The following is a 19836-nucleotide window of genomic DNA, read 5'->3' as shown; positions in this document are numbered from 1 at the left end:
ATGGGGGCTTCTGACAGTCTAGCGCCCCTTGCCTGGCGCACCTTGCGCCAGGTCAGTCCGACTCAACCGCGTAGCGGCAGATGCCGACTGAGCAGGGCACGCAACGCGGCCGGTTTGACCGGCTTGGGTAGATAGTCGAGGCCGGCGGCGTGTACCTCGGCCACCAGTTCGGGGCGGCCGTCGGCGCTGATCACCACGCCGGGCACTGGCTCGCCCAGACGGGTACGCAGCCAGGCCATGAGTTCGGTGCCGGTCTCGCCTTCGTCCAGGTGGTAGTCGATCAAGGCCAGTTGTGGGCGCACTGCCTCACTGAGCAGGTGTTCGCATTCCACGCGGTTGCGCGCGATCCACACCTGGCAGCCCCAGCGTGACAGCAGGCTGTGCATGCCGGTGAGGATGCTGTCCTCGTTGTCGATGCATAGCACCTGGGTGCCTTGCAGCGGTTGTGCGTCACTGGCCGGCGCGCCAGTGCCTTGCACTTTCGGTGCAGGCTTGCGGGCCAGCGGCACGCTGACGCTGAACACGCTGCCCTTGCCCGGCCAGGAGCGTACTTGCAGGCCGTGACCGAGTACCCGGCACAGGCCATCGGCAATCGCCAGCCCCAGCCCCAGGCCTTTTTCGGCACGGGTCTGGTGGCTGTCCAGGCGCTTGAACTCCTCGAAAATCACCCTGCGCTTGTCTTCGGGGATGCCCATGCCGCGATCCCAGACCTCCAGGCGCAACTGATTGCCTTCGCGGCGCACGCCCAGCACCACCCGGCCCTTGGCGTAACGGAAGGCGTTGGTGAGGAAGTTCTGCAGCACCCGGCGCAGCAGCTTGATATCGCTGTCGATCCACTGCTGGCTGCCGTGCACGCGCAAGTCGATGCCCTGTTCGGCAGCCAGCACGCCGAACTCGGCGGCGAGGGTATCGAACAGGTTGGCCAGGGCGAAGGGGTGGCGATCCGGGGTGATGCGGCCGTTCTCCAGACGCGAGATGTCCAGCAGGTCGGTGATCAAATCTTCGGCCGAGCGCAGCGAGCTGTCGAGGTGGCGCACCAGTTCCTGGGCTTCGTCGGGCAGGGCTCCTTCCTGATGCGACAGGGCGGCGGAGAACAGCCGTGCGGCATTCAGCGGTTGCATCAGGTCATGGCTGACGGCGGCGAGAAAGCGCGTCTTGGACTGGTTGGCGGCTTCGGCATGGGCCTTGGCCTCGGTCAGTGCCTGGTTCAGTTGCGACAGCTCCTGAGTGCGTTCGGCAACGCGGCGTTCCAGGCTCTCGTTGGCTTCCTTGAGGGCGCGCTCGGCTTGGCGAAATTCGGTGATGTCGGTGAAGCTCATGACGAAGCCGCCGCCCGGCATGGGGTTGCCGATCAGCTCGATCACCCGGCCGTTGGGGAATACCCGCTCGTAGCTGTGTGCGGTGCCCTGGCGCATCCAGTACAGGCGCTTGGCCACACTCTCCTCGACATCGCCGCTGCCGAGCATGCCGCGCTCGGCGTTGAAGCGGATGATCTCGGCAATCGGCCGGCCCACGTAGATCAACCCGTCGGGATACTCGAACAGCTCCAGGTAGCGATGGTTCCAGGCCACCAGGCGCAGGTTCTGATCGACCACGCTGATGCCCTGGGTGATGTTCTCGATGGCGCCTTGCAATAGCGCACGGTTGAACTGCAGCACCTCGGACGCTTCGTCGACGATGCGTACCACGTCCTCGACCTGCATCTCGCGGCCTTCGATGGCCGCCTTGACCACCGCGCGGGTGCTCGAGGCGCCGAGCACGCCAGCGAGCAGGCGCTCGGTGTGGGCAATCCAGTCGCTGTTGGCCGGCTGGTTGGGGTCGAAGGTCTTGGCGTTGCCCTGGCGCTGGGCGAAGCGCATGAAGCTCTGGCGGGCGCGTTCCTCGCCGACGAAGCGCGCCGAGAGCATCAGCAGGTCTTCCACCTGCACCGCCAGCAGGCTGCGACCGCTGGGTTTAATGCCCAGGTCATGGCCGATGAAACGCCCGGCCTGCCAGTGCTCCGATACCCGGGTGCGGGAGAACCAGGAGACCCAGGCGAACAGCAGCATGTTGCCGGCCAGCGACAGCACCACGCCACGGGTCAGCGGGTCGACGTGCAGGCCGATGGGGGCATGCAGCAAGGTGGTCAAGCCGGGGAAGCCGGACAGCGACCAGCCCATGCCGCGCGCGGCCAGCGGCAGCACCAGGGTGTAGAACCACAGCGCGGAGCCGACGATCAGCCCGGCGAACACGCCACGGCGGTTGGCCTGCTTCCACACCAGCGCGCCGAACATGGCCGGTGCCAGTTGCCCGATGGCGGCGAAGGAGACCTGGCCGATGGTGGCCAGGCTGGTGCCTTCGCCGAGCAGGCGATAGCAGACGTAAGCCAGCAACAGGATCAGCACGATGCTGACGCGACGCGCCGTGAGCATCCAGTGGCGGAAGGCCTCGAAGGGGCGCTCGGTGTTCTTGCGGCGCAGCAGCCAGGGCAACAGCATGTCGTTGGAGATCATGGTCGACAAGGCGACGGACGCGACGATCACCATGCCGGTGGCCGCCGAAGCACCACCGATGAAGGCCAGTACTGCCAGGCCTGGGTGGGCTTCGGCCAGTGGCAGGCTGATGACGAAGGAGTCCGGGGCGATGCCGGCGGGTAGCAGCATCTGCCCGGCCAGAGCGATGGGCACCACGAACAGCGCAGCCAGTACCAGATAAGCCGGGAACACCCAACGCGCCAGGCGCAGATCCTTGGGCTCGATGTTTTCCACCACGGTGACATGGAACTGCCGTGGCAGGCAGACGATGGCGATCATGGCCATGCCGGTCTGCACCAGCATGGCTGGCCAGTTCACCGCCTTGGCCCAGAAGGCGTCCAGCTCCGGCGTGTGGCGGGCCTGTGCGAACAGATCGTTGAAACCGTTGTACAGGCCGAAGGTGACGAAAGCGCCGACGGCGAGGAAGGCCAGCAGCTTGATCAGCGACTCGAAGGCGATGGCCAGCACCATGCCGCGGTGGTGTTCGGTGACGTCCAGGTTGCGCGTGCCGAACAGGATGGTGAACAGGGCCAGTGCCAGCGACACGATCAGCGCGGTGTCCTGGGCACTGGTGCCGGTGCTCTGCGCCTCGACGCCGATCAGCAGGTTGACGCCCAGGACGATGCCCTTGAGCTGCAGGGCGATGTAGGGCAGCACGCCGACCAAGCAGATCAGTGCCACCACCACTGCCAGCGACTGCGATTTGCCGTAGCGCGCGGCGATGAAGTCGGCGATGGAGGTGATGTTCTCCTGTTTGCTGATCATCACCATCTTCTGCAGTACCCAGGGCAGGCTCAGCATGAGGATGATCGGGCCGATGTAGATGGGCAGGAACGACCAGAGTTGCTCGGCCGCCTGACCCACTGCGCCGAAGAAGGTCCAGCTCGTGCAGTACACCGCCAGCGACAGCGAGTAGACCCAGGCACGAATCTTCGGCGGCATGGGCGTGCTGCGCCGGTCGCCATAGAAAGCGATGGCGAACAGTACGGTCATGTAGAGCAGGGCGACGGCGGCGATCAGCCCGGTAGACAGCGACATGCGGACACTCCGGAACGCAGGGGTAACGAAAGGAGCCCGCGTCTCGATATGGCGGGTCATGGGGCAGTGTTGCATCAAAGCGCGCGCGCGTCAGTTGCGACCAAGGTCGCACGGGCCGATTGCCGCAGGGACAATTGTGTAGCACGCTAGTGCCTGATAGCGTGATCGGCTCACGACTGCGTCAGAGGGCATCATGTTCAAACCGCAATTGGTCACCTTGCAACGGGGTGCGCTGCGCCTGGAGCCGTTGGCCGATAACGACATCCCGGCATTGGTGGCGCTGGCCGAGGCCAACCGTGAGGAGCTGCTGTACATGAATGGCACCCTGCGCCTGGACTGGTACCGCAGTGCGCTGGCCGACCAGCGTGAACAACGGGCGCTGCCGTTCGTCATCCGCTTGGGCGATCGTCTAGTGGGTACCACGCGCTTCGCCGATTTCCTCAATGCACTGCCGGCTTGCGAGATCGGCTGGACCTGGCTCGATCGTGAGCAGCATGGCAGTGGCCTGAATACCACCATCAAGTACCTGATGCTCAAGCATGCTTTCGACAACTGGGGCATGGTGCGTGTGCAGCTCAAGACCGCCGCCAGCAACCTGCGCTCGCAGCGCGCCATCGAAAAGCTCGGTGCCGTGCGCGAAGGCTTGCTGCGCAACCATCGGCGCCTGGCCGACGGCCGCCTCGACGATACGGTGCTGTACAGCATCACCGACCAGGAATGGCCGCAGGTGCGTCAGGCATTGGAAGCGAGCTTCGGCGCCTGAATCATGCAACCGGATGCAACGAGGGAGCACGTACGTTTCAGCACCAGCGCGGATGCGCAGGGGGTCGAGCTGTTGTCCGCGCGTTTCATCGAGCACCGTTTCGCCCCTCACGTGCACGATGGGCATGTGATTGCGGTGCTCGAGGCGGGCGCCGAGCGTTATCGCTATCGTGGTATCGAGCACCTGGCGGGGGCCGGTTGCATCGCTTTGCTCAACCCGGATGAGGTGCACACAGGCTCCAAGGGGGCCGAGCAGGGATGGCAGTATCGGGTGTTCTATCCGCAGCCGGGCACCTTCGACACCCTGCTCGAGGAGTTGGAGCTGCGGCCGAGCACGCCGATGTTTCAGGACAGCGTGCACCATGATCCGCTGCTGGCTACACGGCTGAGCGTTCTGCACCGCCTGCTGGAGACTCCGCGCAGTGATGCCTTGCAACGGCAGACCCTGTGGCGTGAGGTGATGCTCGAACTTTTGCAGCGCTATGCGCGCCTGCCGGTGCCGCGCGCAGCCGGGCGCGAGCCACGGGTAGTGGCCATGGCCAAGGAGCTTCTGGCCAGTCGGTTGTACGAGCCGCCGTCACTGGAGATGCTGGCGGAGAGCGTCAATCTCTCGCCTTTTCATTTCGCCCGGGTCTTTCGTCGCGCCACCGGCTTGCCACCCCATGCCTGGCTCAAGCAGCGACGCCTGGAGCAGGCTAGGGCCCTGTTGCGACAGGGCAGTGCACCGCTGTCGGTAGCGATGCAACTGGGCTTTGCCGACCAGAGCCACCTGTCGCGCCAGTTCAAGCAGGCCTACGGTATTGCCCCCGGCGAATATCGACGGGCTTGCCAGACCTGAAGCGCAAGATCGTTCAAGACCTCCCGTCGAGCAGCGGCTACGCTCGCAGCACCAAGGAGGTTCCATGTCTCGTCATCACGAATTCACCCAGGGCGCCCGCGACATGCTGCCGATGCTGCTCGGTGCCATGCCCTTCGGCATCATCTTCGGCAGCCTGGCGGGGGCCGCCGGGCTCGCCCCATGGCAGACGTTCGGCATGTCGGCGCTGGTGTTCGCCGGCTCGGCGCAGTTCATCGCCATCAGCCTGCTGGCCGGTGGCGCCGGCATCGCCGTGGTGCTGCTGACCACCCTGGTGGTCAACCTGCGGCATGCCCTGTACAGCGCCAGCCTGCAACCCCACGTGCGTCATCTGCCCAAGCGTTGGCGCATGCCGTTGGCCTTTTGGCTCACCGACGAGGCCTACGCCGTGGTGCAGCAACGTTACCTGCTTGGCGACGCCGGCGCGTATCGGCACTGGTATTTCCTAGGCGCAGCACTGGCCATGTACCTCAACTGGCAGGTCTGTACGCTGATCGGCGTGCTGTTCGGCCAGGCAATCCCCAACATCGGCGAGTGGGGGCTGGATTTCGCCATGCTGGCGACCTTCATCGGTATCGTCGTACCGATGCTGCGCAATCGCCCACAGGTCGCGGCGGCGCTGGTCGCCGCTGGCGTGGCCCTGGCCTGTCACGAACTGCCGTACAAGCTGGGGCTGATGGCCGCAGCGGCCAGTGGCATAGTCGTCGGCGTGTGGCTGGAGCGACGCCAGCCGCAGCAGGAGGTGGGCTGATGGATATCTGGTTGCTGATCCTGGGCATGTTGGCGATCACCTTCGCCACCCGCTACAGCCTGTTCGCCTTCCCCGACCTACGCTTCCCGCCGCTGGTACGCCAGGGCCTGCATTACGTGCCCACGGCAGTGCTGACGGCCATCGTGGTGCCGGGCATGCTGCTGCCAGACGGCCAGCACTGGGCGTTGGTCTGGAACAATGCCTACCTCCTGGCGGGCCTGGCCGCCATCGTCATCGCTGCCTGGAGTCGGCACCTGCTGGCAACCATCGGTGGGGGGCTGCTGGTGTTCTTCCTGTTGCGTTGGGCCTTTGGTCAACTGCCGATCTAGCAGGCCGTTGAAAAACGTAGGCGAGGCAGCCAGTGCAATACCGATGGCGGCCCCGCAAAAACAGCCGAAAAAGCGCAGTTTACGTGTTGTAAATGAGCATTTTGACTGGGCTCGCACGCGAGGCTGTTTTTAACGCAGCAATGGCAACGTAGGTAGTTTTTCAACAGCCTGCTAGGTTTGGTGGTGCGCACGGCGCACCCTACGCCAGCGCATTGAGCTTCAGTTCGCGCTGGCTAAAGCACATGTAGCGCTCGTTGGCGTTGAGTAGCAGCGTCTGCCCGTCGACCTCCAGCTCTTCCCCGAAGCAGCCTTCGGTCTGGCTGTGATAGAAGCTTTCTTCGGGGCTCGTGCTCAGGCACTCGTAGCGTTGTTGGCGTACCTGAATCTGCAGGCTGGGCAGGTCGATGTAAACGACCTGCATGTCCTGGCTCTGCCCGGCTTGCAGGTCGCAGCACTGCAGGATGGGGGTGTGGGTGAAGGGCGATGCCGAGAGCATGATGTGTTGGCAGCCCTGCAGATCGGGGCGTGCCACGCCGTCCACCAGCCAGTTGCCTTGTTCGTCGCGGCGCAGGCACAGGCGGCGCTGGCCATGATTTTCTACCTTGAGCCAGAGACGGCGAAATTGCCATTGCGGGTCGCAATCGATCAGATAGCTGGCGGCGACGCTTTCGCCCCTGATCACCTGCATCAGGTGACTGGCGGCATGAATGCCTTTGTCGTCATGGGTGAGGCGCAGGGATTCCACGCCAGGGGTGTGCCAAGGTTTCCATACCAGCGTTTGCTGCATCGGACGACTCCATGCCGAGCGCGAAACAGAAGGGAAGGGGCAAGCTGCGCGCCGAACACGTTCCCTCGTGTTCCATCAGTTGTTTGCGCGCAGCATAAATTGATGGCGATGTGATGTCTGTCAGCCTTTTGCTACAGGTGCGCAATTTCTTGCGCTTTTTTCAGCCCTTGCGGGTCAGCGGCGGGCGCTCGAACTCCACCCCTTGCAGACCATGACTCATCAGCGCACGGATATTGCCGTGGTCGTGGCCTTGCGGAGTGGCCAGCACGCTACGGTAGTGCTCGCCGAAGGCACGCAGGGCTTCGTCCTGGCTGAGGCCCTCGAGCAGGGCCAGGCCCAGGGTCTTGCAGGAGCCCTCGTTCTGCCCGGCAGCGTTTTCCACGTCACCATTGCGAAAGGCGCTGGGCTGGTAGTCGTAGTGTTCGGCAATGAAGGCCAGGGTTTCGCTGAAGGCGAAGTCGTCTTGCTGCAGGCGCTTGCGCAGCTCGGCGAGGGCGGTCATGCGGGTTTTCCTTTGTCGAATGCGGCTTTCTGTTCGGCCGTGGTTTCTTTCTGGTACTTGGCCTTCCAGTCGGCATAGGGCATGCCATAGACGGTTTCACGGGCCTGGTCGACGCTGACGTCCACTCCCATGTCGTCGGCGGCGGCTTTGTACCATTTGGACAGGCAGTTGCGGCAGAAACCGGCCAGGTTCATCAGGTCGATGTTCTGCACGTCCGGGCGCGTGCGCAGGTGCAGCACCAGGGCGCGAAAAGCAGCAGCTTCCAGTTCGAGGCGTTCTTGCTCGGTCATGGCGGATTCTCCAGGGCAGGGCGGTGGCGGCGATGATAAAAGCCCCCACCTGGGCCGGCAAGCCGAGCGCGACGCGGCTTTAGCGATGACCGGCCAGGGTGATCGACACCGACTCGGCGAAGCGCAGGGCATGCGGTTTGTCCACTTCCACTTCGGCGTAACGCACCGCCTCGTGGCGCATGATCAGGTCGAGGATCTCCTGGGTCAGGCGTTCGAGCAGGGCGAAACGGTTGCCTTCCACATGGGCGATGATCGCCTTGGTGATGGTGCGGTAGTTCAGCGCATGCTCGATGTCGTTGACCTGCACGGCATCGACGGCTGGGTAGAGAATGGTCAGGTTGATCAACACATCCTGCTTGTTGTTGATCTCTTCTTCCTTGATACCGATATAGGTGCGCAGGCGTAGATCCTTGACGCGGATGCGCGCCATTCCGGGTTCCAGTCGTGGCATCAGTTGTTCCGTCCGATCAGTTGCAGGAATTCGTGGCGCGTGTTGCACGACTCGCGGAAAGCACCCAGCATCACCGAGCTGCTCATCACCGAATTCTGCTTCTCCACGCCACGCATCATCATGCACATGTGCTTGGCCTCGATCACCACGGCGACGCCAGCGGCGTTGGTCACGTTCTGAATGGCGTCGGCGATCTGCTTGGTGAGGTTTTCCTGAATCTGCAGGCGGCGCGCGTACATGTCGACGATACGCGCCACCTTGGACAGACCCAGTACCTTGCCGGTAGGGATATAGGCCACATGCGCCTTGCCGATGAAGGGTAGCAGGTGGTGCTCGCACAGCGAGTACAGCTCGATGTCCTTGACGATCACCATTTCGTCGTTGTCGGAGGCGAACAGGGCGCCGTTGACGATTTCTTCCAGTGATTGCTGATAGCCGTGGCAGAGGTACTGCATGGCCTTGGCGGCCCGCTTGGGGGTGTCGAGCAGGCCTTCGCGCTCGGGGTTTTCACCGAGGCCAACAAGGATTTCACGGTAATGCTGGGAAAGAGGATGGCTCATGGCAGTGTCCTGGGGCGGTCGCCTCACTTGAGGTGACGGCCACCGTTTAGGCTGAGGATGGTTCCGCTCACATAGGGGTTGTCGAGCAGGTAGCGCAGGCTCTGGTAGAAGGCCTGTGGGCCGGGTTCGATGCCCAGCGCCGATTTGGCCAGGGCCTTGCTGCGGTAGGCCGCGTCATCGCCTTCGTTGAACATCAACAGCGCCGGGGCGATGGCGTTGACCTTGATGCGTGGCGCCAGGCGCGCGGCGAACGACAGGGTCAGGCTTTCCAGGCCGGCCTTGCTGGCGCAGTAGGCCGGGCGCTTGGCGCTGCCCTTGCGTACCACGTCATCGCTGACGTGGACGATGTCGGCCTGCTCCGATCGCAGCAGCAATTCGCTGCAGTGCAGGTTGATCAGGTAGGGCGCGAGCATGTGCAGATTGAATAGCTGGCGGAAGGCCTCGGCTTCTTCACCGGGCGTTTCGGCCAGCCATTGCGAGGCGTTGTGAACGATGGCGCGCAAGCCGTCGCAATGCCCCTTGAGCTGCTCGATAAAGGCCAGGATGCCGGCCTCTTCGCTGAAATCGGCCTGCAGGGCAATGGCGCCGCGCTCACGCAGATGCGCGACGCTATCGCGTTCCTGGCGGTAACTGATGATCACGGCTTGGCCCTCGTCGAGCAGGCGCTCGGCGCAGTACAGGCCGACTCGTTGACTGGCACCGGTGATCAGTATGGGGAAGCTGGCTGCGCTCATTTGCGGCTCATGAATAAGACGATGAAGGCCTGGCTGTACTGCCTCGGGATACCTGACCAGTGGCAGGCAGTACGAACCAGGCCGTGATTAAAGCTATACCAGAGCTGCATCTTGTACAACCATGCGAAGCGCATGGTTTTATTGTTGCAGGGTCACGATTGGCCTATTTGCCTGACTTGAAAGGCTTTTTCTTGTGATCCTGTATTCTCTGTTTTTGTACTTTTGCTGTACGAATTGGGTGGTTTGTATAGGTTTTGCCGGCTGACATCGGTCAGCACGAGGCTGACCGATGGGCAAGGAGAGAGGGGGAGGTCAGAGCTTGCCGATGCTGGCCGGGCGCCTGTCCAGGCGGGCGGCATCGGTGCCGTGCAGCCAAGGCGTCAGCAGGTGGGTGGACAGCGGGATGAACAGGTAGGTCATCAATGGCGTCAGGGCCAGGGTCGAGAGCAGCACGCGGATGACCAGCGAGAAGTCGGCGAGCCAGGGACCGAAGAACAGGTTGAAGGCCAGCGAAACCGGAAAGAAGGCCAGCCAGATGGCGATGCTCTGCTTCCAGCGTGGCGGTTGGCGCAGGCCGTTGCCGAACCAGGCATCGAGGCCGATGGCGCGCTTTTCCTGGGGTTGGGCGTAGAGGCCTGCGCCCCTTTTCAGCCAGGCCCGGCGTGAGGCCGAATGCTCCCAGGCAGCCATGGTGCGTTCGTCGCTGAAGCGGAACACGATCTGGAATTCGTCGTCGCCTGGCGGCGGGGCCAGCACGCCGGAGCCGAGATAGCCGGGGAAGTCGGTGGCCAGATGTTCGCCTTCGTGCAGCCAGTTGATGAAGTCGTTGTAGCGACCATTGGCGACGCGGCGCGCCACCATGAGAGTAACGGGGGACATGGTGTATCTCCTCGACTGGGGCCCCTTGCCGGGGTATGGCATTGGGCGTGATCGAGCACGGGGTGTTGTGCTCGATGAAAATTCAGCAAGGATTATTCCGGTTTTTCCGAGCTTAGCCAGCCTCGCCATCTGACGGGGTTCGCAGCGGGCAGGCCTGGCCACCCCGACAGCGCGCTGCACCGTCGGGGTGCGGCAAGCGTGCCAGATGAGGGCGCAGGCGACAGAACAGGCGATAGCCCCATTCCAGCAAGGGGCGCAATGGGCGCCAGCGCAAGGGCGCGACCCAGGTTCCAAGGCCGGCGGCCTGCCAGCTCCACAGGCTGGCATCCAGCCCCAGCAGCCACTGGCCGTCGGCCCAGCGGGCGTGCAGGCGCTCGCGCATGGCTGTCAGGCTGAGGCCCAATACGGCGGGGTCGAAGTTTGCCGCGCTGATATCCACCAGCAGCAGGCGCGTTGGGCTTGCATGCTTGCGCAGCAAATGGATCTCCCGTGCGCAGAGCGGGCAGTCGCCGTCGTAATAGAGCGTCAGGGGCCAGGCTTCTGGGTTGTGCATGAGGGGGCTCTGTATAGTTGTTGTCCAATGTAAGGTGGCCGTTGCTGAGTTACAATGTCCGAACTTTCTCTTGCCGCGATCCCCACGCCATGACCGAACCCGCCGGTGCCACATCACTAGCGTCCAGTGCGCTGAAGCAGGAAGAGCTGTTCCCGATTCGCGAGGTGTCGCGCCTGACTGGGGTGAACCCGGTCACGCTGCGCGCCTGGGAGCGGCGTTATGGCCTGATCCAGCCGACCCGAACCGACAGCGGTCACCGCCTCTATTCACAGGCCGACATCGATGCCGTGCGCAGCATTCTGGCCTGGATCGAGCGTGGTGTATCGGTCAGCAAGGTCGGCAGCATCCTGGCCAAGAGTGCCAGCAATCGCAGCGTTGCCACGCCCGTTCACGACGAAGTCAGTAGTGATGACTGGAATCAGTGGCAGGCGCAGGTACGTCAGGCGCTGCAGGGGTTCGACGAGGCACGCCTGCAGCGTCTGTACGGGCAGATCTTCTCCTGTTACCCCTTGCCCATAGTGTTTCAGGAAATCTTCATGCCGCTCTGGCAGGAGTTACTGTTGCGCCAGGATGAGGTGGGGCAGCGCGCCGAATGGCTGCTGCTCGATGGCCTCTTGCGGGCACGTTGCTGGCAACGCCTGCAGATGGGGGCGCGCGAGGAGGCGAGCGGGCGAGTGTTGCTGGCAGCGCTGCCGGGGCATTGCCGCGAGCTGGAATTGCTGGTGGCGGCGTTGATGCTGAGCACGCTGGAAACCGAGGTGAGCGTCATTGGCCCTGGCATTGCGTTGCTCGACTTGCCACTGATCTGCGAGCGGATGCAGCCACAGGCGCTGGTGCTGTTCAGCAACCAGCCGCCCGCGGAGGATTTCCCGCGTCAGTTGGCGCGCCTGGCGCTGGGGCTGGATTGTCCGTTGATGCTAGCCGGCGATAGCTCCGATCTGGCCGAAGAAAGCCTGACAGGCTCACCCATCGCCTGCCTGGGCAGCGAGGGGCGCCTGATGCAGCGGCGCATGCGGCAGTTCCTCGCCGGGCATCTGGATACCTGAGCCGCTTAGCAGGCCATTGAAAAGCGAAAAACAGCCGAAAAAGCGCAGTTGGCGTGCTGTAAATGAGCATTTTTGAGGGGGCGCCTAGCCTGGGCTCGCACGCGAGGCTGTTTTTGACGCAGTATTGCCAGCGCACGACTGCATGGATGCAGGAGGTAGAGCGACGCAGGAAGCCAAAGCCGAGGTAGTGTTTCAACGGCCTGTTAGGCGCTGGCCTGGCTGGTCTGACTGGCTGCATGGTGGTCGAAGAGGAACTGGCGCAGGTGCTGTTCATCTTCGTCGTGCAGGGATTGCAGGCGATAGGCGTAGCAGGTGCCGGTAACGCGACGTACCAGGCGAGCCTGCAGATGGATGCAGGCTTCGTCCGGCAGTTGCAGGTTGGCGTGCAGGGTGTGCGCCGGTTTGCCCTTGTTGGCGCTACGCACCAGCATGCCATTGCTGGAGAGTTCGATGACTTCCAGACCGCCGGGACGGTTCTTGCCGTCCAGCAGGGCCAGAGGCTGTAACAGGGTCAGGCGCCAGGGCCGTTCGACTTCCCCGGGTTCGAGAATCAGAGGCGCCCCCACTTCCAGGCGTGGCGCCTGGCGCCCCTTGCGGATCAGGCGGATCGGGTAGCTGAGGTGCTTGTCCTGGCTGCGCGCGTCCAGGCTCAGGTACTCGTCGGTACCCAGTTGTTCGAGGAGTTCACCGAGTTGGGCGCCGATATCCGACGGTGCACGGCGTTCGCGCGATGTCTGCGTGGCTAGGTGCTGGATGAAGTCGATTTCAGCCTGAGTCAGGAGCGGGTCGTGGTTCATGACGGTCACTGCATGGTGATTCACCTACTGCAGACCGCGCTTCAGGCCATTAGTTTTGTACGTTCGTCAGCTTTTCACGCTCGCCAGCTCGGCGCGCAGTGCGGCCACCTCGGCTTCCAGCTCGCGCACGCGCTGCTGCGCCTCGACCTGCTCGGTGACATCCTTCTGAATGCCGATGTAGTAGGTCAGTTGATCGCCTTCGTTGAACACCGGGGTGATCGACAACTCGTTCCAGAAGGCACTGCCGTCCTTGCGATAGTTGCGAATGATCTGTCGGCATGGCTTGTGTGAGCGCACCGCCTCACGGATGGCCTGCAGACCCACCTGGGCCCGGTCGTCGCGCTGCAGGAAACGACAGTCCTGGTAGAGGATGTCGTCGCTGACATAGCCAGTCAGGCGCTCGAAGGCGGCATTGGCGTAGATGAGAATGTTGTCTTCCCCCTCTTGCTCGGCCACCACGATGCCATCGTTGGAGGCGTCGACTACCAGTTGCAGCAGCTTGGCATTGATCATGGGGGTGATTCCTCGATGGATGTGCGCTGCATTCTAAGTCATCGAGTCGCGCTGTCCACTTGCGGCATAATGCGCGGCGTTTTTCCTGTATCTGGAGTTGTCATGAAAGTCGCCATCGTTTCGGGGTCGGTCTACGGCACCGCCGAAGAAGTCGCCCGCCACGCCGAACGGCTGCTCGAGGCGGCCGGGTTGCAGGCCTGGTACAAGAACCACATGAATCTCGATGAATTGCTGGCCTTCGCTCCTGATGCCGTGCTCACCGTGACTGCCACTACCGGCATGGGCGAGCTGCCGGACAACCTGCTGCCGCTTTACTGCGAACTTCGCGAGCGCCTGCCGGCCTGGAGCGGCAAGCCTGCCGCCGTGCTGGCGCTGGGCGATTCCAGCTACGACAGCTTCTGTGGCGCTGGCGAGTTGATCCGCGAACTCTATGCCGAGTTGGGCCTGCGTGAAGTGGTGGAAATGCTGCGTCTGGATGCCAGTGAAACGGTCACCCCGGAAAGCGATGCCGAACCCTGGCTGCAAGCCTTCGCGGCGGCGCTGAAGGCCTGAGATGTACCCGCGCGCTCGCCAGTTGATCGACAGCCTCGGGCTCGAGGCGCATCCAGAGGGTGGTTTCTATCGTCGCCTGTTCGTTTCCGCACAACGCGATGCGCAGGGGCGAGCAGCGTCGAGCGCCATCCTGTTCCTATTGCCTGCAGGTGTGGTCAGTCGCTGGCACCGGGTCGATGCCGATGAGCTGTGGCACTTCCATGAGGGCGATCCGCTGGAGCTGTTGATCGCCGAAGTGCCCGATGTGGTACGCATCGAGCGGGTCGGCCCGGTCGACAGCGGGCAGTTGCCGCAGCGCGCAGTGCCGGCACAGGCCTGGCAGGCAGCGCGTTGCACTGGCGCCTTCAGCCTGGTCGGTTGCACTGTGGCGCCGGAGTTCCAGTTCCAGGGCTTCCGCCTGCTCGCCAATGATCCGGCCGCGCAGGCGCACTGGCCGCTGCTGCTGAGCGATTACGGCGATCTGCTCTGAGGTGGGAGCAGGTCGAGCCAGGCCTGCGCTGCCCGCGACAGGTAGGCGTCGCGGCGCCAGATGAACGCGATATCCCAGCGCAGATCCGAGTCCAGCAGTGTTCTCCTCACCACACCAGGTCGCTCGAGGCTGCGCGCCACCACGCGTGGCAGCAACACCACGCCCTGACCCGCAGCCACCAGTGCTGCGAGGAAGTCCGCCTGGCCGCTGCGTCCGCCCTCCTGCGGGGTGAAGCCCAGGCGCTGGCAGGCCAGTAACAGGCGATCATTGAGGGTGAAGCTCTGCTGGTAGAGCAGGAAGGGCGTCTCGGCCAACTGCTGCAGGTGCAGGCCCTGATGGCTTGCCAGCGCATGCTGGGCGGGCAGGAGGATATCCAGTGGTTCGTTGCAGAACGGCTGGTAGGCGAAGTCCGGATCGCTTGGCTTGAGGGCTGCGCCGATCTCCAGTTCGCCGTTGCGCACCATGCGCTCGACCATCTTGCTGCCACCCTCGGCGAGGCTGATGGTGATCTTCGGATAACGGCGTCGGTATTCGGCGAACAGGCCGGCGAACAGTGCATCGCTACCGAGCATGGGCAGGCCCAGGCGCAGTTCTCCACGAACCAGTTGCTCCAGGTCATCGAGTTCGCGTGACAGCTCCTGCTGCAGGCGCAGGAAGTCCTCGGCGCGACGGCGCACCACTTCGCCGGCATCGGTCAGGCGCAGGTGCGGGCCGTGTCGTTCCAGCAGGCGTACACCCAGGCGAGACTCCAGTTGGGCGACTTGCTTGCTCACGGCTGACTGGCTGGTGTGCAGCACGGCGGCGGCCTGGGTGAAACCACCCTGGCGTACCACCTCGGCGAAGCTGCGCAGTTGTTTGAATTCCATTATGGAATGGCCTCGATTCTAACAATTCGCTTTGGTGATGATAGGCCCGGGAATAAGCTGTTAGCCATATCCTTTGGAGCTTTACACATGGCTCGCATCCGCCATCTTTCCCGGCTGTGCTTTGAACTGGCGATCCTGATCGGCCTGTACCTGTTCGGTAGCTGGCTGGCTGCTTATCTGGGCTGGCCGGTTCCCGGTGGCGTCATCGGGCTTGGCCTGCTGCTGGCGGCTTTCGCCAGTGGTCGGGTCGAACCGGCGGCACTGCAACTGGGGGCGGGGTTGCTACTGGCGGAGATGCTGCTGTTCTTCATACCGGCGCTGATGAGCCTGCTCGACTATGGCAGTCTGCTGCGCACCGAGGGCTGGCGCATCCTGCTGGTGATCGGCAGCAGCACCCTGCTGGTGATGCTATTCACCGCCCTGACCGTGGAGCTGTTGTGCCGCCGGAGCCTGCGCCATGAGCCTTGAGCCCATGCCCCTGATGTGGCTGGCGCTGACCCTGGGAGCCTATGGCCTGAGCCGCTGGCTGTATCGGCGCAGTGGGCGTTATCTGCTGTCGCCACTGATCCTGGTGCCGCTGCTGTTGCTGGCGCTGGCCATTCCGCTGCACACGCGCTACGCGGAGTACATTGGCAACACCCACTGGTTGATGGTGATGCTCGGTCCTGCCACGGTCGCCTTCGCCGTGCCCATCTGGCAGCAGCGTGCGCTGCTGGCGCGGCACTGGCCGGCATTGCTCGGTGGCATGCTGGTGGGGAGCGCGGTGGCCATCCTCAGCTCCTGGTGGCTGGCTGGTGCCCTGGCCCTGGATAGCGAGGTCAGTCGCTCGCTGGTGCCGCGTTCGATCACCACGCCCTTCGCCATGCCCATCGCGCAGCGCCTCGGCGGCGTGGCCGAGCTGACGGCTATCTTCGTCATGCTCACCGGCGTTTTCGGTGCGGCAGCCGGTGGCCTGCTGCTGCGCTGGTTGCCGCTGAAGACGGCGCTGGCGCGCGGCGCGCTGCTCGGTGTCGGAGCCCACGGTGCCGGCGTGGCCAGGGCGCTGGAGGTGGGCAGCGAGGAGGGAACCGTCGCCGGGCTGGTGATGGTGCTGATGGGCTTGCTGAATTTCTTCGCCGCGCCACTGTTGCTCCTGCTCCTATAACGGCGGCGAATATCCTGCTATCGCGACGGCCCAGCGGGCCTCTGGCCTGCAAAGCCATGAAGAGGGCTGCCAGAGCGATTACCACTTCTTGACACCACGGCTAGACTGCGGACACCACCGACCCACAACAAGATCGAGGTGTCAGCCGTGAACGCTCCGCTGCAACTGCCCGTCGTCAAGAATCAGGTTTCCGAAGCCGAATGGCGCGCCCGCGTCGACCTGGCCGCCTGCTACCGGCTGATCGCACTGCATGGATGGGACGATCTGATCTTCACCCACATCTCGGCCAAGGTACCGGGCACGGAAGACTTCCTGATCAACCCCTACGGCCTGATGTTCCACGAGATCACCGCCTCGAGTCTGGTCAAGGTGGATCTGGCCGGCAGCAAGCTGATGGACAGCCCGTTTGACATCAACCCTGCCGGTTACACCATCCACAGCGCGGTGCACGAGGTACGCCACGATGTAGGTTGCGTGCTGCATATCCATACGGCCGCCGGCATCGCCGTGTCGGCGCAGAAGCAGGGCTTGCTGCCCTTGTCGCAGCAGTCGCTGTTCGTGCTGTCCAGCCTGGCCTACCACGGTTACGAAGGCGTGGCCCTGAACCATGACGAGAAGGCGCGGTTGCAGGCCGATCTGGGCGACAAGAACTTCATGATCTTGCCCAACCACGGCCTGCTCACCGCCTTCGGCAGCATCGCCGATGCCTTTCTCGGCATGTTCATCCTGCAGCGTGCCTGCGAGATCCAGGTGATGGCGCAGAGCGGCGGCGCCGAACTCATCCATATCCCGCAGCAGATCCTCGATGGCGCCCAGGCGATGATCGCCGGCGTCATGAAGACGCCGCAGGGCATGGGCGGTGCGCTGCCCTGGCCGGCGCTGCTGCGCAAGCTCGACCAGCAGATGCCGGGCTACGATCAATGAGCCCGCTGGCGGGTATCGAGCTGGACGCTTGGCGTGCCCAGAGCCATACCTTTGCCTTTCGTGGCCATGCCATTCGTTACTGGCTGGGCGGCGAGCGGGATGCCCAGCCCTTGCTGCTGATTCACGGTTTTCCCACCGCGAGCTGGGACTGGCACCGCCTATGGGCACCGCTGACCGAGCGTTATCGGGTGATCACCTGCGACATGCTGGGTTTCGGTTATTCCGCCAAGCCCCGTGGCCATGCCTACAGCCTGCTGGAACAAGCTGACCTGCAACAGGCGCTGCTGGGGCATCTGGGCGAGCGTCGTGCTCTGCACGTGCTGGCTCACGACTATGGCGACAGCGTGGCGCAGGAGCTGATTGCCCGGCATCGGGAGCAACGCCTGCACCTGGCCAGTTGCGTGTTCCTCAATGGTGGCCTGTTTCCCGAAACGCACCATCCGGTGCGGGTGCAGAAACTGCTGCTGGGGCCGCTCGGGCCCTTGATCGGTCGTCTGTTTTCGCGGCGTTCGCTGGCGCGCAGCTTTGCCCGTATCTTCGGCCCGCAGACCCAGCCCAGCGACGCCGAGCTGGATGCCCTGTGGCAATTGATCGCCCATGACAACGGCCCGGCGGTGATGCATCGGTTGATCCGCTACATGCCCGAACGTCGTCAGCAGCGTGAGCGTTGGGTGACCGCCATGCAGGCCACCGACGTGCCGATGCGGGTGATCGATGGCGCTGTCGATCCCATATCCGGGGCGCATATGGTGGCGCGGTATCGGGAGTTGATCGCCGATGCCGATACCGTCCTGCTCGAAGGCATCGGCCACTATCCGCAGCTCGAGGCACCGGCCGAGGTGCTCGAGCATTACCTGCGCTTTCGCGCTGCCATGGGCTCGCCTGCATAGCGGTTTGCTGGCCGGCAAGGCGGGCCAGGGCGAGCGCAGCGGCAGCAGCGGAGGGTGCGTCAGCGATGAAGATATTTATCGAACGACCTGCCTCGCGCGTCACTCACTAGTTCTGTCAATCACAGAAAAAGTCGAGGTGATCCATGAACAAGTTACTGTCCGCTTTTCTGCTCGGTGGGATGCTCAGCACCCTGACATTGCCGGCTCTGGCCGCTGGTGATGAAGACAACATCCGGCCGGCGCCGGCGCAGACCTTGCCGACCACACCAGGCCAGGACGATCCGACGATGCAGGGCGATGACGATGGCTCGCAGATTCCGCCGGCCGTGCCCAAGGCCGGTGGCCCCGCACGCGATGGCAACCCGGGTAACGACGGTGGTCCGGGGCGAGGCGATGGCATGGGCTCGGGTGATGATGGTGCCGACTCTGGTTCCGGCACTGGCTCTGGGTCGGGCTCCAGCTCGGGGTCTGGTTCCGGCAACTGACGGTCGAGCCGCATAAGGTCGCATTATCGGCCGTCATTCAGGTGCCCCGCACGCTCTTGTAGAGCCTGCGGGGCTGCCTGACACTCGGGACATTCGCAACCTGCCCGAGGAGCCAGCCCGATGAGCGATACCGTTCGTTTTGAAGATCAAGTGGTGATAGTCACGGGGGCGGGTGGTGGCCTGGGTCGCGCTCATGCGCTGCTGTTCGCCCGCCATGGCGCCAAGGTGGTGGTCAACGATCTCGGTGGCAGCACCCACGGCGAAGGTGCCAACGCTTCGGCCGCCGACAAGGTGGTGGAAGAGATCCGTGCCTTCGGCGGTACGGCGGTGGCCAGCCACGACTCGGTGACCGACGGCGACCGGATCGTGCAGACCGCGCTCGATCATTTCGGCCGTATCGACGTGCTGGTCAACAATGCCGGCATCCTGCGCGACAAGAGCTTCCACAAGATGGAGGATGCCGACTGGGATCTGGTCTACAAGGTTCATGTCGAAGGGGCCTACAAGACCACCCACGCCGCCTGGCCTTACTTGCGCGAGCAGAATTTCGGACGGGTGATCTTCACCTCGTCCACCTCCGGCATCTACGGCAACTTCGGCCAGAGCAACTACGGCATGGCCAAGCTCGGCCTCTATGGGCTGACCCGTACCCTGGCCATCGAAGGGCGCAAGAACAACATCCTGGTCAACGCCATCGCTCCGACTGGCGCCACCCGCATGACCGAAGGGCTGATCCCGCCGCAGGTGTTCGAGCAGCTCAAACCCGAGCTGGTCAGCCCGCTGGTGGTGTACCTCGGCAGCGCTGCCTGCCAGGACAGCGGTGGCCTCTACGAGGTCGGTGGAGGCTGGATCGGCAAGGTACGCTGGGAGCGCAGCCTGGGCGTCGGCTTCGATCCCCAGGCCGGCTTCAGCCCCGCTGATGTTGCAGCGCAGTGGCAGCGTATCTGCGACTTCGACGGTGCCGCCCACCCGGCGGACAACGTCGAGGCGCTGCGGGAAATGATGGCCAACCTGCAGAAATACGCGATCTGATGCAGCGATAGGCTTAGCGCCAAGGATGGCATCCAGGCTGCGCGTCACCCTTTGCCCCCACTTTCGTCGGGTGCTGGCATCTCTGCGGGGGGCTAAGCTCGTTGCATACCTAC

Annotated in this window: 25 protein-coding genes; 13 read left to right on the top strand and 12 right to left on the bottom strand. The window is 63.8% G+C overall.

Going from position 1 to position 19836, the window contains the following annotated elements; all coding sequences use genetic code 11:
* Window positions 1-62 precede the first annotated feature (62 nt).
* Window positions 63-3551 (bottom strand): hybrid sensor histidine kinase/response regulator, encoded by a 3489-nt coding sequence (locus tag OU800_RS17625; protein WP_268178630.1) that lies wholly within the window; start codon window positions 3549-3551, stop codon window positions 63-65.
* 193 nt (window positions 3552-3744) lie between these two features.
* Between OU800_RS17625 and OU800_RS17620 the strand changes: the two genes are divergently transcribed.
* From OU800_RS17620 to OU800_RS17605, 4 genes are all read left to right on the top strand, one after another.
* On the top strand, window positions 3745-4314 hold the full coding sequence (locus OU800_RS17620; RefSeq protein ID WP_268178629.1) for a GNAT family N-acetyltransferase: 570 nt from the start codon (window positions 3745-3747) through the stop codon (window positions 4312-4314).
* Between the two features lie 3 nt (window positions 4315-4317).
* Window positions 4318-5151 carry an AraC family transcriptional regulator gene (locus tag OU800_RS17615; RefSeq protein ID WP_268178628.1) on the top strand — a complete coding sequence of 278 codons (834 nt, stop codon included), beginning with the start codon at window positions 4318-4320 and terminating at the stop codon, window positions 5149-5151.
* Between the two features lie 64 nt (window positions 5152-5215).
* Window positions 5216-5920: an AzlC family ABC transporter permease gene (locus OU800_RS17610; protein WP_268178627.1), complete on the top strand. Its 705-nt coding sequence runs from the start codon at window positions 5216-5218 to the stop codon at window positions 5918-5920.
* Window positions 5920-6249, top strand: coding sequence for an AzlD domain-containing protein (locus OU800_RS17605; RefSeq protein WP_268178626.1), 330 nt, complete (start codon window positions 5920-5922; stop codon window positions 6247-6249). The genes OU800_RS17610 and OU800_RS17605 overlap by 1 nt, the downstream gene beginning before the upstream one ends.
* 199 nt (window positions 6250-6448) lie before the next feature.
* Here OU800_RS17605 and OU800_RS17600 read toward each other — a convergent pair whose 3' ends face one another.
* The 8 genes from OU800_RS17600 to OU800_RS17565 form a co-directional block, all read right to left on the bottom strand.
* Window positions 6449-7036 carry a putative glycolipid-binding domain-containing protein gene (locus OU800_RS17600; RefSeq protein ID WP_268178625.1) on the bottom strand — a complete coding sequence of 196 codons (588 nt, stop codon included), beginning with the start codon at window positions 7034-7036 and terminating at the stop codon, window positions 6449-6451.
* A gap of 160 nt (window positions 7037-7196) precedes the next feature.
* On the bottom strand, window positions 7197-7538 hold the full coding sequence (locus OU800_RS17595) for a HopJ type III effector protein (RefSeq protein WP_268178624.1): 342 nt from the start codon (window positions 7536-7538) through the stop codon (window positions 7197-7199).
* Window positions 7535-7828, bottom strand: a complete 294-nt coding sequence (locus OU800_RS17590) for a DUF1244 domain-containing protein (RefSeq protein ID WP_268178623.1) — start codon at window positions 7826-7828, stop codon at window positions 7535-7537. Before OU800_RS17590 ends, OU800_RS17595 begins: the two co-directional genes overlap by 4 nt.
* A gap of 79 nt (window positions 7829-7907) precedes the next feature.
* A complete protein-coding gene (gene folX, locus OU800_RS17585; protein ID WP_268178622.1) occupies window positions 7908-8279 on the bottom strand; it encodes a dihydroneopterin triphosphate 2'-epimerase in 372 nt (123 codons plus the stop codon).
* Window positions 8279-8839, bottom strand: a complete 561-nt coding sequence (gene folE / locus OU800_RS17580; RefSeq protein ID WP_268178620.1) for a GTP cyclohydrolase I FolE — start codon at window positions 8837-8839, stop codon at window positions 8279-8281. The genes folX and folE overlap by 1 nt, the downstream gene beginning before the upstream one ends.
* Window positions 8840-8862: 23 nt before the next feature.
* Window positions 8863-9573 (bottom strand): dihydromonapterin reductase, encoded by a 711-nt coding sequence (gene folM, locus OU800_RS17575; RefSeq protein ID WP_268178619.1) that lies wholly within the window; start codon window positions 9571-9573, stop codon window positions 8863-8865.
* Between the two features lie 312 nt (window positions 9574-9885).
* Window positions 9886-10452, bottom strand: a complete 567-nt coding sequence (locus OU800_RS17570; RefSeq protein ID WP_268178618.1) for an antibiotic biosynthesis monooxygenase — start codon at window positions 10450-10452, stop codon at window positions 9886-9888.
* A 112-nt stretch (window positions 10453-10564) separates the two neighbouring features.
* Complete coding sequence (locus OU800_RS17565) at window positions 10565-11005, bottom strand: thiol-disulfide oxidoreductase DCC family protein (protein WP_268178617.1); 441 nt, start codon at window positions 11003-11005, stop codon at window positions 10565-10567.
* A gap of 89 nt (window positions 11006-11094) precedes the next feature.
* Here OU800_RS17565 and OU800_RS17560 point away from each other — a divergent pair, with 89 nt between their 5' ends.
* Complete coding sequence (locus OU800_RS17560; RefSeq protein ID WP_268178616.1) at window positions 11095-12051, top strand: MerR family transcriptional regulator; 957 nt, start codon at window positions 11095-11097, stop codon at window positions 12049-12051.
* A 203-nt stretch (window positions 12052-12254) separates the two neighbouring features.
* Here OU800_RS17560 and OU800_RS17555 read toward each other — a convergent pair whose 3' ends face one another.
* Together OU800_RS17555 and OU800_RS17550 are read right to left on the bottom strand one after the other, a co-directional pair.
* Window positions 12255-12848, bottom strand: coding sequence for a PilZ domain-containing protein (locus OU800_RS17555; protein WP_268178615.1), 594 nt, complete (start codon window positions 12846-12848; stop codon window positions 12255-12257).
* A 66-nt stretch (window positions 12849-12914) separates the two neighbouring features.
* Window positions 12915-13361: a PAS domain-containing protein gene (locus tag OU800_RS17550; RefSeq protein WP_268178614.1), complete on the bottom strand. Its 447-nt coding sequence runs from the start codon at window positions 13359-13361 to the stop codon at window positions 12915-12917.
* Between the two features lie 102 nt (window positions 13362-13463).
* Here OU800_RS17550 and OU800_RS17545 point away from each other — a divergent pair, with 102 nt between their 5' ends.
* Both OU800_RS17545 and OU800_RS17540 read left to right on the top strand, forming a co-directional pair.
* Entirely contained in the window at window positions 13464-13913 is a 450-nt protein-coding gene (locus tag OU800_RS17545; RefSeq protein ID WP_268178613.1) for a flavodoxin, read from the top strand.
* A gap of 1 nt (window position 13914) precedes the next feature.
* Complete coding sequence (locus OU800_RS17540) at window positions 13915-14382, top strand: cupin domain-containing protein (RefSeq protein WP_268178612.1); 468 nt, start codon at window positions 13915-13917, stop codon at window positions 14380-14382.
* Here OU800_RS17540 and OU800_RS17535 read toward each other — a convergent pair.
* Window positions 14364-15248 carry a LysR family transcriptional regulator gene (locus OU800_RS17535; protein WP_268178611.1) on the bottom strand — a complete coding sequence of 295 codons (885 nt, stop codon included), beginning with the start codon at window positions 15246-15248 and terminating at the stop codon, window positions 14364-14366. The genes OU800_RS17540 and OU800_RS17535 overlap by 19 nt on opposite strands.
* Window positions 15249-15335: 87 nt before the next feature.
* Here OU800_RS17535 and OU800_RS17530 point away from each other — a divergent pair, with 87 nt between their 5' ends.
* The 6 genes from OU800_RS17530 (at window position 15336) to OU800_RS17505 (ending at window position 19723) form a co-directional block, all read left to right on the top strand.
* Complete coding sequence (locus tag OU800_RS17530) at window positions 15336-15716, top strand: CidA/LrgA family protein (RefSeq protein WP_268178610.1); 381 nt, start codon at window positions 15336-15338, stop codon at window positions 15714-15716.
* Window positions 15706-16392, top strand: a complete 687-nt coding sequence (locus OU800_RS17525; RefSeq protein ID WP_268178609.1) for an LrgB family protein — start codon at window positions 15706-15708, stop codon at window positions 16390-16392. The genes OU800_RS17530 and OU800_RS17525 overlap by 11 nt, the downstream gene beginning before the upstream one ends.
* Window positions 16393-16539: 147 nt before the next feature.
* Entirely contained in the window at window positions 16540-17316 is a 777-nt protein-coding gene (locus tag OU800_RS17520) for a class II aldolase/adducin family protein (RefSeq protein WP_268178608.1), read from the top strand.
* Window positions 17313-18206 (top strand): alpha/beta fold hydrolase, encoded by an 894-nt coding sequence (locus OU800_RS17515; RefSeq protein WP_268178607.1) that lies wholly within the window; start codon window positions 17313-17315, stop codon window positions 18204-18206. Before OU800_RS17520 ends, OU800_RS17515 begins: the two co-directional genes overlap by 4 nt.
* Window positions 18207-18349: 143 nt before the next feature.
* Window positions 18350-18691 carry a hypothetical protein gene (locus tag OU800_RS17510; RefSeq protein ID WP_268178606.1) on the top strand — a complete coding sequence of 114 codons (342 nt, stop codon included), beginning with the start codon at window positions 18350-18352 and terminating at the stop codon, window positions 18689-18691.
* A 120-nt stretch (window positions 18692-18811) separates the two neighbouring features.
* Window positions 18812-19723: an SDR family oxidoreductase gene (locus OU800_RS17505; protein ID WP_268178605.1), complete on the top strand. Its 912-nt coding sequence runs from the start codon at window positions 18812-18814 to the stop codon at window positions 19721-19723.
* The last annotated feature ends 113 nt before the right edge of the window (window positions 19724-19836 follow it).

Source organism: Pseudomonas sp. GOM7 (assembly GCF_026723825.1).
Taxonomy (GTDB): Bacteria; Pseudomonadota; Gammaproteobacteria; order Pseudomonadales; family Pseudomonadaceae; genus Aquipseudomonas.
This window is presented reverse-complemented; position numbering and strand designations above follow the sequence as displayed.